Source organism: Novosphingobium aromaticivorans DSM 12444, from assembly GCF_000013325.1.
In the GTDB taxonomy this organism is placed as follows: Bacteria; Pseudomonadota; Alphaproteobacteria; order Sphingomonadales; family Sphingomonadaceae; genus Novosphingobium; species Novosphingobium aromaticivorans.
Genome location: NC_007794.1, coordinates 1,786,668 through 1,799,876, shown reverse-complemented (window position 1 = coordinate 1,799,876; position 13,209 = coordinate 1,786,668). Strand labels below are relative to the sequence as shown.

The window sequence follows — 13,209 nt, the reverse complement described above, 5'->3', positions numbered from 1 at the left end:
GACTCGAAATGTCGTGCCCGGTGCACAACCGGATTGCCGACCGTATCGCGGATCGTTTCTGCGAGCGGGATCGCAATCATGACGGCGCCGCACGATCAAGCGGAGCGGAACTCCCCACCGTCCACTGACGGGCGCGCCATCGAGGCGCAGGGACCGCTCTGTTCCGTCCGGCGAGGCAGGCCCTCGCTGGAAGAAGCCCAGCGCCTGCCGGCGCGCATCCTTGAAGCCGGCTGGGAAGTCCTGCGCGATCAGGGCTTCGATGCTTTCACCTTCGATCGCGTGGCCCGTCATGCCCACATCGGCAAGGCCACTATCTACGCCCGCTTCCCCGGCAAACGCGAATTTCTCGAAGCGCTGCTCCTGCACAAGGTCGAAGAGCGACGCATGTCGATCATGGCGATCGGTCATGGTCGTCCGCTCGTGGAAGCCTTCTGCCTTCGCGCTGCCGCGGTCATCGAAATCCTGCTCTCGCCCGACGGCGTCATGATGGAGCGCCTGGTCGACTGGTGCGACCAGGAATTCGGCGACGGCGAGATCAATTACCGCCACGCCATGTTCGACGACGCCCTCGCCAACATCGAAACGGAACTGCGCGAGGCGGCGCAGGAAGCTGGCGCCGCGATCGACGACTTCCCCCTCGCCGCACGTTTCTGGCTCGAAGGCATCCTCGGCCATGCACGGCTGAGCGGCGGCGCACGGTGCTATGACCAGACCCAGACCGAAGCCTGGGCCAGACGCTATTCCGAGTTCTTCTTCGCCGGAATCAAGGGCTGATCCGCCGCGCCGCCAACGAGAAGTCGACGCCGACCGCGTCCTTTAACTGGTCCGTCGCAGACCACTCGGCCTCGCCGACGCCGAATGCCAGGCGCTGCAAGGTTGCGCTGCCGCTGGCCGTCGCCCGGTCGCCCGCTATCTTCAGCGTAAACGCCACGGCAAGCGGCCGCGCCTTGCCGTGCAGGGTCAGTGTCCCGTTCGCGACATAGCGCCCCTCGCCCCGCTTGCGGATCGAGGTTGCAACGAACCTGGCCTGTGGATCGGCGCCAACGCCGAAGAAGCTGTCGCTCTTCAGCATGTCGTCGCGCTGGGCATCGCCGCTTTCGACGGAGGCGAGATCGATGTTCACCCGAATCGAGGAGCCGGCAAGGTCCTCCGGATCGAACACGATATCTGCCTCCCAGCGCTTGAACGTGCCCCGGATCGCCTCTCCGCTGTATTCGGCGGAAAAGCCCAGTCGGCCGCCCTTCTCCAGCTTCCACGGCGCAGCCTTGGCCACAGCGCTGGCAGCCTCCGACGAAACCTCCGAGGGCGCGGCCTCGGGCATCTCCTCTACTGCCCCCTGCGACGCGGCCTCGACGGGCGCTGACGAGGCCTCGACCGAAGGCGCCGCCGTCGGCACGGCGAAGGACATCGTCCGTCCACCGAAAAGCGCCAGCAGACCCGCGACAATCGCCACGCCCGCCGCGACGCCGATCGCCTTGTGGCTCGCGATGGAGCGCGGAAGCATCCGCCCTATCACGTCCTCGCGCTTCACATGGTGATAGATCGCGCCGACGACATGCAGCACGATCAGCGCAACGCCGACCGTGCCGAGCAAGCCGTGAAGTACCTCGGCTGGTTCATGCAGCGCTTGTCCTACCGGCAGGTCGGGCCACGGGACGGTGCCGAACAGCATGGTCTGCAATCGCACCTTGGCGGTCGAAACGATGATCCAACCCGTAAGCGGCCCGACGATCATCACGCCATAGAGCAACGCGTGGACCGCCGCCGCGAGAAAGGCCTGCGCCCTTCCCGCTGGAACCGGCGCCGGCCGTGGCTTCACCAGCCGCACCGCGAGCCGACCCAGGCTGAGGATGAGGATCGCGATCCCGACCGACTTGTGGAACTGGTATCCGGCAAACTGCGCCACGCCCTCCGGCAGGTCCTCCAGCGCCCAGCCCAGTCCGATCTGGAACAGCAGCAGGAACGCAATCATCCAGTGAAGCGTGATTGCCGCCGCCGAATAGCGCGCCGGACTTATCGTGGTCATCGATGGCTCTCCCCAATCCGGGGACTGCTATGAACTGTAACCGTCCCGTTTGTCCATCCGCAGCGAGTCCGCGGCAAAGAGGCGGAAATGGGCCAGCCTTTCCTCCTCGCTGTCGGCACCATAGGCCGCCCGGGCTCCCACGCGACCGTCTGGCAATCCGCGCGGCGGGATGTCGAGCGCCGCTGCCGTCACGAATCGTATGCGCCATGCCAGCGCAAGCGGGTCCACGCCCGGCAGGCAGGCTTCCAATGCCGCCTGCACCCGCGTCACCCCGTCGGCAAAGACGCTCCATATCCTGGCGTTGAGATCGCTGCCGGACCGTGCAAACATTTCGTCCAGCACCACGATCGCACGAAACTGCCTGCTCATCGCCGCGCGCGCCCACAGCGGCACCACCAGCGCATCGACCGCGCCCATGAAATCTCCGGGCACGAGCCTGTCCAGAAGCGCCGTTCGCTCGTTCGCCATCTGCGCGGCGTTGCGAAGCGCAAGTTCGCCCAGCAACCCGCCGGTATCGCCGAAATGATAGCGCACCAGCGCCGAATTGACCCCGGCCTCCTCCGCGATCCGCCGCACCGTCAGCGCGCGCACGCCTTCTCGCACCACCAGCCTCTCGGCGCCCGCCAGAAGCCGGTCGGGCGTGGTCAGGGTTTCGGTCAGCGTCGCCATGACGAACGTCATATCAGTGTCGACAAGCGCAGCATATCCTCTCTCGCATTCCGGCGCCTGGCCACTATCTTCGCGCCGTAAACCGAAAAAGAGGAGCATTCCCGCATGGCCAACAGCCCCTGGCAGCACCACCGCAGCACCAGCATCGCCGACGACATCGACTTCGAGATCAAGGGGCAGGAACTCCAGTTCCTCGAAATCGAGCTGGACCCCGGCGAAAGCGCCGTTGCCGAAGCGGGTGCGCTGGTCTGGAAGGACGGGGCTGTCGGCATGACGACGGTCTTCGGCGATGGCAGCGGCGGCAGCGAAGGCGGCTTCATGGGCAAGCTGCTTGGCGCGGGCAAGCGGCTGGTAACCGGCGAGAGCCTGTTCACCACCGTCTTTACCCATAACGGCCACGGCAAGGCCCGCGTCGCCTTCGCCTCGCCCACGCCCGGCGCGATCCTGCCGATCAAGCTTTCGGACGTTGGCGGCACGCTGATCTGCCAGAAGGACAGCTTCCTCGCCGCCGCGCGCGGGGTTTCCATCGGCATCGCCTTCCAGCGCCGGGTGATGACCGGCCTGTTCGGCGGCGAAGGCTTCATCATGCAGAAGCTCGAAGGCGATGGCTGGGTCTTCGTCCAGATGGGCGGCACCCTTGTCGAAAAGGAACTGCGATCCGGCGAGGAACTGCACGTCGATACCGGGTGCCTTGCCGCCTATACCCCGTCGATCGATTTCGACCTTGTGACCGCCGGCGGCGTCCGTTCGGTCCTGTTCGGCGGCGAAGGACTGTTCTTCGCGCGGCTGCGCGGTCCGGGAAAGGTCTGGATCCAGTCCCTGCCCTTCTCGCGCCTTGCCGGCCGGATGCTTGCGGCAGCCGGATCGAGCGGCGGCCAGAACCGCGGCGAAGGCTCGATCCTTGGCGGATTGGGCGACTTCATCGGCGGCAACAACTGAAGCACGAATGGGCCGGCGGATCGCTCCGCCGGCCCAAGTTGCCGCAGCAGTGCGGGGTGGTTCAGAAGTTCGTGCGGACGGTGAAGCCCCAGGTCCTCGGATCGCCCGGCAGGCCCGCGATCAGGCCGGTATTGCCCGGGCCGACGAAGAGCTGCTCGAAGTAGTCCTGGTCGAAGGCGTTGCGAACCCAGCCATAGACGTCCAGGCCCGCGTCGGTCCGGAAGCCCAGCCGGAAGTTCGACAGCGAATAGCCATCGATCCAGGTATAGGCCGAAGGCGTCGGGTTGGACGAGAAGTCCGACCGATAGCTTCCGTCGTACCCCAAGTAGACCTGCCCGTCCTGCTTCAGGAACTCGACCGGCGCATTGGCCTCGAACCCGAAAGAGAACGACCACTTCGAAACGCCCGGCAGGCGCTGGCCCGAAATGTCGCAGTTGGCCGGGCTGCTGGTGCCGCCGGAAAGCTCTGGCGGGCACGGGGCATCGACGAACTTGCGATAGGTCGCGTCGGTGTAGGCGCTGTTCACGTAGGCGTTGAACCGTTCGCTCGGACGGACCGAGAAGTCGGCCTCGATACCCTGCGAACGAACCGCCCCGGCATTCGCCAGGTAACCGCGCAGCACACCGAACTGTCCGTTGTTGACGTTGGCCTGGTAGTCCTTGATGTCGGTGCGGAAGGCCGAAAGGTTGAAGATCGCGCGGCGATCCCAGAACTCGGTCTTGATGCCCGCCTCGTAATGCTGGACCGATTCCGGCTTCACCGTCGCCGCCGCCAGGATCGGGTTGTTCGACGCATCCACCGGCACGCCGTTCTGGTTGATGCCGCCCGACTTGAAGGTCTTGGCGTAAGTTGCATAGACCAGCACGCCTCTCGCCACCTTGTAGCTCGCGGTAAAGTCGTAGCTGAAGTTCCAGTCGCTGAAGCTGGGCGAGATCGTCTGCGGCGTGAAGATCGCCAGCTGCGCGGTCTTGGTGGCGCTGGTTGTACCGTCGAGAAGGATCTCGGTGCCGGCGCCAGTGAACACCCGGCGCTGGTAGAAGCCGTCCTTCTTGTCGTAGTTCACGCGGATGCCCGGTTGCAGCGTCAGTTCCGGGGTCACCTTCCAGCTTGCCTGCCCGAACACGGCAAGGCTCGTGTTCTTGAGGTACTGCGTGTTGAGCGCGGTCAGCCCGTCGAGGACCTGCGTGTTGTAGAGCGAACTGGACGGGTTCACGTTCCACTTGGTCGAAGCACTGCCGTGAGCTTCGGTGCCCTGGGTGTCGATGCGCTGGTAGAAGCCGAACGCGCCGAGCACGAAGTCGAGGCTGTCGCCGCTATAGTTGTAGCGCAGTTCCTGCGTGTACTGGTCCTGCTGCGACGGGTTCTGCGACTTCGCCACGATAGGCAGGCCGGTGAAGTCACGGTCGTTCTGCGGCTTCCAGTCCCAGAAGCGCCAGGCGGTGACCGAAGTCAGCGTACCCGGTCCCACGTCCCACTTCACCTTCAGCGAAACGCCGCCGATCTTGTTGCCCGCCTGGAGCGCGGAATCGAGGTCGGTCAGGCGGTCGAAGGGATTGGTGCTGGGCACGGTATAGCCCTGCGCCGCCGCGAGCGCGGCAAACTGGCGGTTCGTCGCGCGCTGGGTGGTGCCGGTGCGGACGTAGACCGAACCGCAGCACACCGCATCCTGCTCGCTGTAGTCGCCGGCAAGCGTGATGCTGAAGGCCTCGCTTGGCTTGAACAGGAGCTGGCCGCGCAGGCCCAGGTTATCCTGGCTCTGGATCCACTGGTTGGTGGTCACGTTGTAGATCGTGCCGCGCCGGCTGGTCGACGAAACCGCGAAGCGCGCGGCCAGCGTATCGGTGATCGGCCCGGAAATCGCGCCCTTGGCCTGCACGAAGTTGAGGTTCCCCACGCTCACCTCGGCCTTGCCTTCGAAGTCGAAGGTCGGCTGGTTGGTGGTGATGTTGATCGCGCCGGCGGTAGTGTTCTTGCCGTAGAGCGTGCCCTGCGGCCCGCGCAGGACTTCGATCTGCTTCACGTCGAGGAAGTCGAACGTCGCCGATGCCACGCGCGAGTTGTAGACGTCGTCCACATAGATGCCGACGCCCTGCTCGATCCCGTCGTTGGTCAGGCCGAACGGCACGCCAAGGCCGCGGATGTTCACGGCGGTGTTGCGCGGGTTCGACGAATAGAACTGCAACGTCGGGGTCAACTGCTGGAGGCGGCCGACGTTGAAACTGCCGGTGCTGTCGATATGCTCGCCACCCACGACCGAGATGGCCAGCGGCACGTCCTGCGCGGTTTCGGCGCGGCGGCGAGCGGTGACGACGATATCGCCGCTGTCATTGGCTCCGGTGCCGGCCGACGAGACCTGCGCATCGGCAGGGGCATCTACAGGCGCGGTAGCGGTGGGGACGGCTTCAACAGGCGCTTCGGCGGCGAAGGCGCCAGGCGCGATGAGGGCGAGCGGAGCGGCGCCGCCCGCGAGAAGGACGCGGAAGTTCATCGTAGGACCTCATGTGGGTTTTCCCGAACGATGCTTCCGGTGGACCGGTCAGCGGGTACGGTTGTTTTTGTTCTGTTTTCAGGTGTGCGTGGCGATCAGTTCGGCTTGAGCCGTCGCTTCTCGGTCACGTCGATCTGGACCACGCGCCCCTCGTGGATGGTGAGGGACACGTTGCCGTAGCGCAGTCCGCTCAGGGCCTCGCGCACGGTGATGATGCTTTCCTCGAGATGGCGCTCTGCCTCCTGGCGAGGGTTCGACGGTTCGCTCATTGCTGTTTCGATCCTGTCCTTGCGCCGGGACGGAAGGCCTCATCGGCCACCGCCCGTCTCATGCATGTCCGGCGATTCGCTCGCCGTTGATGCTGCTCTATACTCTATTCATTTGATAGACATTAAAGATCGTCTGTGCCCCCCTCAAGCTTGCCTTTCAGGCCAGCCGAACGAGTGCAGGCAGGATCATGCGCAATCCCGCCTGCCCGAGCACCAGATACTCTATCTTTATCGTAGACAATATCGCAGCGACGGACCGCGCGAAATTGGGGACGAGAAGGGCGCGTTACGCGCCCGCCGCTTCAGCCGCGCGAGAACACCAGCCGCAGGCGAGGCTCCCCGTCCACACTGGTTACCGGAGGGCATTCGGGTGCAAGGCTGTTGCGCAGGCAATCGACCGCCATCGCCAGGTGCAACGCCGCCATCGCCTCGCCGTGACGGTCGAGTTCGTCGAGCGCGCCCGACAGGGCGTCAAACACCTCATCCAGAGTCGTAGCGGCTGCGTGCATGGCGAACGGCGTTCCTCGTCAGGTGAACGGTTTGCCGGTCCTAACCGACACGGCCGAACACAGAAGCGAAGATTGCACCGCTTATGATGAATTGACGCGGGCGAACGTCGCCCGCTCCCCTCGCCAACGGGAGAAGCACTTACATTGCCGACAATTACTTCCTTACCATTTCCGCGGGAGGGAACCAGCATGGAGAAGGTTGCGCCAGGAACCGATACCGTTTCGGCAGGACCGGCGGGGGGCCGCGCATCGGCGGCCATGCCCCTAAACCGTTCGAAACGCGATTCGGCGTCCGCGTTCGGTCCTGCCTGTCAGCGGCGTTAACGTTCCGAACCGGAACGAATTGCCGCCCCCGCTAATTCAGCGGCACCGCTCCATCGCCTCGCGGGCCAGTCTTGCGAGCACGGGAAACGCCTCGGCCCGAGCCTTGGCGTGGGCCGAAGCGGCGGTCCCGCGCAGGTAGCGCCCCTTGATTCCGTGGAAGATCGCGGCCAGCCGGAAGAAGTTGAACGCCATGTAGAAGTCCCACGAGGCAATGCCCTCGCGCCCGGTCCTGCGGCAATAGGCCGCGACGTATTCCGCCTCTGACGGGATGTTCAGCGTGGCAAGGTCCGCGCCCTCGAGCCCCGCCACGATATTCGGCGGCATGTGGTACATCATCGCGTGGTAGGCAAAGTCCGCCAGCGGGTGACCCAGCGTCGAAAGCTCCCAGTCCAGCACCGCGATCACACGCGGCTCGGTGGGATGAAAGATCATGTTGTCGCAGCGGAAGTCCCCGTGGACGACGCTTGTCTCGTCGCCTTCGGGAATGGCCGTCGGCAGCCATTCGACCAGCGCGTCCATGTTGGGATCGCGCCCGGCCAGCTCATCCTCGAGATACTGCCTCGACCAGCGCCCGACCTGCCGTGCGAAGTAGTTGCCCGGCTTGCCGTAGTCAGCCAGACCCACCGCCACGTGGTCGATGGAATGCAGCTGCGCGATCGTGGCGTTCATGGCGTCGAAATAGGCAGGCCGCTCCTCGCGGCTCACCTCGGGGAAAGTCGCATCCCAGAAGATGCGCCCCTCCACCATTTCCATCACGTAGAACCAGCTCCCGATCACGCTCTCGTCGGTGCACAGCCCATGCACGTGCGCGACCGGAAACCCCACCGAACCCAGCGCGGAAAGCACCTGCGCCTCGCGTTCCACAGCGTGGGCGCCCTTCAGCACCGGCCCCGGCGGCTTGCGGCGCAGCACATAGCTGCGCCCCGGCGTCACCAGCTTGTAGGTCGGGTTGGATTGCCCGCCCTTGAACTGCTCGACGGTCAGCGGACCGGAAAAGCCCTCGACCTCGGCTTCCATCCACCGCGCCAGCGCCGCTTCATCGAAGCGATAGCCCTCGCGCACCGGGGTGGTGCCGGCATTGGCGTCCTGCGCTGCGGCGCTCATGCCGTCGCCTCGCGCCATTCGCGACGGATCTTCTTTGCAAGGCTCCACTTGTGGACCTCGGTCGGGCCGTCATAGATGCGGAACGCACGCACTTCGCGGAACATCTGCTCGACGATGGTATCGGTCGTGACGCCCGTTCCGCCCATGACCTGCACGCACTTGTCGGCCACGCGCATCAGCGCTTCCGAAACCGCGACCTTCGCCATCGAGCTTTCCACGGTGCCCAGCGATCCGGTGTCGAGCACGCCCGCACACCAATCGATCATCAGTTCGGCCTGCTTCAGGTCGATACGGTTCTCCGCCAGCATGAAGCCCACGCCCTCGTGGTCGATCAGGTGCTTGCCAAAGGCCATGCGCTTGCAGGCATAGTCGGTCGCGATCTCCTGAGCGCGCATGCAGCCGCCCAGCCAGCGCATGCAGTGCGAAAGGCGCGCCGGCGACAGACGGACCTGCGCATACTTGAACCCCTCGCCCGGCTCGCCCAGCATCTGGTCGGAGGACACGCGCAGGTTCTTGATGTCGATCACGGCGTGGCCGCCCGGCATGCTGCTGTCGATGGTGTTGGGCACCCGCACGATCTCGATTGCCGGATCGGGCAGGTCGACCAGGAACATGCAGGCGCCGCCGTCCTCGTCCTTGGCCATGACGATGCCCACCTTCGCGCCCTTGGCGCCGGTGATGAAGGCCTTGCGCCCGTTGATGACCCAGTGGTTGCCGTCACGGCGGCAAGTGGTCTGCATCATCGACGGATCGGAGCCCGCGCCGCCATCCTCGGCAGGCTCGGTCATGAAGAAAGCCGAACGCGCTTCGCCCGAAACCAGCGGCTTGAGGAAGCGCTCCTTCAGCTCGGGGCTGCCGACCTTGCCCAGAAGGTACATGTTCCCTTCGTCAGGCGCCTGGGTGTTGCAGGCCAGCATGCCCAGCGGCGAAAGGCCCGAGCGGATGAGGACGACCGCCGTCTCGCGCTGGTTGAGGTGACGGCCATCGGAAAGGATATGCGGCGTCAGGACCCCGGCCGCGCGAGCCTTCCCGCGCATTTCCATGACCATTTCGTCCAGCGGCGCGCCATGGTCGTCGCGGCGCGGATCGCTTTCATAGGGGATCACTTCCTCGCGAACGAAACGCTCTACCCGATCCGCGATTTCCAGCGCCGCGTCCATCCCAATGCCATTCGCCATTCATCTTCTCCTGTACCGCGGGATCGGTTGTTGAAAGCTGCTCCCCGAAGCGAGCGTCCCCCGGTCACTGCGGAGACGCGCGCCGACCGCCAACTGGCATAACGCGCAGGTTCCGAACCTCCCGAATGGAACCCATCAGGAATTCCTGCCGCCAAGTCCTGCCTATCTCCTGTCGACCAACCCGGCGATCTCGACCGAAGTCACGGTCTTTGCCAGGTGGACAAGCGAATGCGCGGCAATTGCGGTGAACGCCTGCATCCGCTGCGCCCACGGTTTCTCGTAGCCGAGAAACGGCGTTGCCCCTTCCATCGACGCGCTGATGAACAGGGCCACGTCCCGCACTTCCTGCTCGCCCAATGCCGGGTTCAGTTCGCGCACATATTCCGCGATGAACTCGTGCACGCGCTGATAGAACAGCCGAACCCGGTCGGCGACGAACTCGTTGTGGTTGGCCAGCGCCCACAGCTCTGTGAAAAGGCGTGTCGTCCGCTTGCCGGCGATATCGTCGAGACACATGACCACGATCAGGCGCAGCCGCTCCTCGGCATCGAGCCCCGGCTGGCGCACGGTCCTCTCCAGCAACTTGTCGTAGTTCGCAATGATGTCGTCCAGCAGGGTCTGGATCAGCAGTTCCTTCTTGGGGAAGTGGTAGCTGACGTTGCCGACCTTCATCCCGCATTCGGCCGCGATCCGGCGCACGGTAAACGCCCCGGCCCCTTCCTCGATCAGCACGCTGAGCGCGGCCTTCAGAATGGCGTCCACCGTTTCGGTTCCGCGCACATAAGTGCCAGGACGCCGGGCAGAGGGCAGATCGGTCTGTGTCGTATCCGGGCGGGCAGCCATGGCTCGCGCATAACACCAGTCCTCGCGCGGCGCCAACCGCATTTCCCGCCGGGCTTCACCGATCGGTTGACGCGCTGCAACAAGGCGCTTGACCATGCCTTGATGCCTGTCCAGATTCAGACCATTGCGGGCTCGGGCATGGCACCTGCCAGGCCGGGCCCCAGCGAACAAAATCAAGGAAAAGAAGGCGATGGGCGTCACCCTCACCATCAATGGCCGCAAACGCGTGGTCGAAGCCGAAGCGGACAAGCCCTTGCTGTGGGTTCTGCGGGAAGACCTCGACATGCCCGGAACCAAGTTCGGCTGCGGCGCCGGGCTGTGCGGTGCCTGCACCGTCCATCTCGATGGCGAGGCGATCCGCTCGTGCCAGACGCCGATTGCCGACGCGGCGGGCAAGGCCGTCACCACGATCGAGGGCGTCGGCGCAGATCCGGTCGGAAAGCGCGTACAGAACGCCTGGATCGCGCTCGACGTGCCGCAGTGCGGATATTGCCAGGCTGGACAGATCATGTCGGCCACCGCGCTCCTCCGCCAGACGCCCAAGCCCAGCGCCGAAGACATCGACGGCTGGATGAGCGGCAACATCTGCCGCTGCGCCACTTACCTGCGCATCCGCGCCGCCATCCGCCAGGCCGCCGGGCTCCCGGCCGAGATCGCCGATGCAGGCAACGCCTTCGGGGAGGCCTCGGCATGACCGTCGCCGCCGGCCTCTCCCGCCGCTCGTTCCTCGTCGCCTCGCTTGCCGGAGGCGCGGTCCTGACGCTCGACGCCTCGATCGCGCTGGCGGCCCCGCAGGCGGAGATGGCGGCCGACGTGCTTAACGCATTCGTCCGGATCAATGCCGACAACACCGTCACCATTGGCGCCAAGAACCCCGAAATCGGCCAGGGCGTGAAGGTCATGCTGCCCATGCTCATCGCCGAGGAAATGGACCTGGCGTGGGATCAGGTGAAGATCGAGCAGACCGACGCCGACGAGAAACGGTTCGGGCCACAGGTCGCTGGCGGAAGCACCGCCACACCGCGCAACTGGCTGCCCATGCGCCAGGTCGGCGCGGCGGCTCGCCAGATGCTCGTCGCAGCCGCGGCGAAGAAATGGGGCGTCGATCCGGCTGGCCTTTCGACCGCAAATGGCGCGGTGCTTCATGCGGCCAGCGGTCGCAGCGTGACTTATGCGTCGCTGGCGAAGGACGCCGCAAGCCAGCCAGCGCCGGATCTCGCCAAGGTTGCACTCAAGGACCCGGCCAGGTTCTCGATCATCGGCAAGTCGAAGCCCGGCGTCGACGTTCCCGCCATCGTGCGCGGACAACCGCTGTTCGGCATCGACACGCGCCTTACGGGAATGCTCCACGCCGCCGTGGTCAAGTGCCCCGCGCACGGTGGCACGGTTGCCTCGTTCGACGATGCGGCGGTCAAGGCGATCCCGGGCGTCGTTGCGGTTCTCGCCGTCAACAGCCGCCTCGTGCCCGAAGGCAGGCAGGATACCCTGCTGATCGTGGCCGACAGTTGGTGGAAGGCCAGCCAGGCGCGCGAAAAGCTCGCGGTGAAATGGGACGACGCGGCGGTTTCGGGCTTCTCGACCGCCGGGTACGAGGCGGCGGCGGCCAAGCTCATCGCCGCGCCCGCGCAGGTCAGCCTGTTCAAGGCCGGAAATGCCGACACCGCGATTGCCGGTGCCGCAAAGGTCGTGAAGGCCGACTACGACTATCCCTTCCTCGCCCACGCCACGCTGGAACCGCAGAACTGCACCGCGCTGTTCCAGGACGGCAAGCTCGAGATCTGGGCGCCCAGCCAGGCACCGGCCGGGGGCCGCGCCGATACGGCAAAGTTCTGCGGCCTGTCGCCGGAAGACCTCACTATCCACCTCACCCGCATAGGCGGCGGTTTCGGCCGGCGCCTGATGAACGACTACATGGTGATCGCAGGCCAGGCCGCAAAGGCGCTGCCCGGAAAGCCGGTGAAGGTCCTGTTCGACCGCACGGATGACCTGCGCCACGATTTCTACCGTCCCGCCGGCTGGCACCGCTTTACTGCCGGTCTCGACGAAACGGGCGCGCTGGTCGCACTCAAGGATCACTTCGTCACGTTCGGCAAGGATGGCAAGGCGATCCGCGCGGCGGACCTTGCGCCGACCGAGTTTCCCGGCCCCGTCCTGCCCAATGTCGATTTCGGGACAAGCTATCTCGAAACCAACCTCGCCACGGGCTGGCTGCGCGCGCCGACCTCGAACGCTATGGCCTTCGTTTTCCAGTCCTTTCTCGACGAAGTAGCCGAAGCGGCGGGTCTCGATCTTCCCGAACTCATGCGCCGCACGCTGGGCGAGCCTCGCGAAGTGCCGGGCGGTCGCGTACCGTTCCACACCGGCCGTGCCCGGGGCGTGATCGACGCTGTTTGCAGGACCGCCGGCTGGAAAGGCCGGAAAAAGGGACGCGGCTTCGGTTTCTACTTTAGCCACCTTGGCTACTTCGCTGAAGTAGTTGATCTTTCCATAGCCGATGGTGTTGTCAGGATCGACAAGGTCTGGGTCGCGGGAGACGTCGGTTCGCAGATCATCAATCCGGTAAACGCACTCCACCAGGTGCAGGGTGCGACGATCGAAGGGATCGGCCAGGCCTTGGTCAACCAGAAGATCGAGCAGGAAAATGGCGCCGTAACCGCCGGGAATTTTGGCGATTATTCCCCGATCCGGATCGATGCCGTGCCACGCGAGATCGCGGTGGAATGGGTGAAGACCGACTTCGCCCCGACAGGGCTCGGCGAACCGGCCCTTCCCCCCGTGATCCCGGCCATCGCGAATGCCATCTATTCGATCACCGGAAAGCGTCATCGCCGTCTGCCGCTGGAGATGCTATAGGCGCCCG

General features: G+C 65.3%; 12 protein-coding genes. 4 read left to right on the top strand and 8 right to left on the bottom strand.

Translation table 11 applies throughout. The features are described from left to right. Positions 1-78 precede the first annotated feature (78 nt). Complete coding sequence (locus SARO_RS08575; protein ID WP_011445362.1) at positions 79-774, top strand: TetR/AcrR family transcriptional regulator; 696 nt, start codon at positions 79-81, stop codon at positions 772-774. On the opposite strand, the gene SARO_RS08570 is transcribed toward SARO_RS08575, so the two are convergent. Together SARO_RS08570 and SARO_RS20210 are read right to left on the bottom strand one after the other, a co-directional pair. Beyond that, the gene (locus SARO_RS08570; protein WP_011445361.1) at positions 764-2,026 is read right to left on the bottom strand and encodes a YceI family protein; all 1,263 of its coding nucleotides are present in this window, start codon (positions 2,024-2,026) and stop codon (positions 764-766) included. The two genes, SARO_RS08575 and SARO_RS08570, sit on opposite strands and share 11 nt — an antisense overlap. Before the next feature lie 27 nt (positions 2,027-2,053). Next, a complete protein-coding gene (locus tag SARO_RS20210) occupies positions 2,054-2,707 on the bottom strand; it encodes a TetR family transcriptional regulator (RefSeq protein WP_011445360.1) in 654 nt (217 codons plus the stop codon). Between the two features lie 93 nt (positions 2,708-2,800). Between SARO_RS20210 and SARO_RS08560 the strand changes: the two genes are divergently transcribed. Beyond that, positions 2,801-3,634, top strand: a complete 834-nt coding sequence (locus SARO_RS08560) for a TIGR00266 family protein (RefSeq protein ID WP_011445359.1) — start codon at positions 2,801-2,803, stop codon at positions 3,632-3,634. 61 nt (positions 3,635-3,695) lie between these two features. Here the strand turns inward: SARO_RS08560 and SARO_RS08555 are convergent, their stop codons facing one another. The 6 genes from SARO_RS08555 to SARO_RS08540 all read right to left on the bottom strand — a co-directional run bounded on the left by SARO_RS08555 (position 3,696) and on the right by SARO_RS08540 (position 10,445). Continuing rightward, on the bottom strand, positions 3,696-6,122 hold the full coding sequence (locus SARO_RS08555) for a TonB-dependent receptor (protein WP_011445358.1): 2,427 nt from the start codon (positions 6,120-6,122) through the stop codon (positions 3,696-3,698). A gap of 95 nt (positions 6,123-6,217) precedes the next feature. Continuing rightward, entirely contained in the window at positions 6,218-6,391 is a 174-nt protein-coding gene (locus SARO_RS20645; protein ID WP_011445357.1) for a YezD family protein, read from the bottom strand. Between the two features lie 302 nt (positions 6,392-6,693). Continuing rightward, positions 6,694-6,900 (bottom strand): hypothetical protein, encoded by a 207-nt coding sequence (locus tag SARO_RS21015; RefSeq protein ID WP_090910517.1) that lies wholly within the window; start codon positions 6,898-6,900, stop codon positions 6,694-6,696. A gap of 360 nt (positions 6,901-7,260) precedes the next feature. Next, a complete protein-coding gene (locus SARO_RS08550; protein ID WP_011445356.1) occupies positions 7,261-8,328 on the bottom strand; it encodes a phosphotransferase in 1,068 nt (355 codons plus the stop codon). After that, positions 8,325-9,506, bottom strand: a complete 1,182-nt coding sequence (locus SARO_RS08545) for an acyl-CoA dehydrogenase family protein (protein ID WP_011445355.1) — start codon at positions 9,504-9,506, stop codon at positions 8,325-8,327. Before SARO_RS08545 ends, SARO_RS08550 begins: the two co-directional genes overlap by 4 nt. Before the next feature lie 162 nt (positions 9,507-9,668). Beyond that, positions 9,669-10,445, bottom strand: a complete 777-nt coding sequence (locus SARO_RS08540) for a TetR/AcrR family transcriptional regulator (RefSeq protein ID WP_083760823.1) — start codon at positions 10,443-10,445, stop codon at positions 9,669-9,671. A gap of 94 nt (positions 10,446-10,539) precedes the next feature. Between SARO_RS08540 and SARO_RS08535 the strand changes: the two genes are divergently transcribed. Continuing rightward, a complete protein-coding gene (locus SARO_RS08535; protein ID WP_011445353.1) occupies positions 10,540-11,043 on the top strand; it encodes a (2Fe-2S)-binding protein in 504 nt (167 codons plus the stop codon). Continuing rightward, on the top strand, positions 11,040-13,202 hold the full coding sequence (locus SARO_RS08530; RefSeq protein ID WP_011445352.1) for a xanthine dehydrogenase family protein molybdopterin-binding subunit: 2,163 nt from the start codon (positions 11,040-11,042) through the stop codon (positions 13,200-13,202). Before SARO_RS08535 ends, SARO_RS08530 begins: the two co-directional genes overlap by 4 nt. Positions 13,203-13,209: the final 7 nt, after the last annotated feature.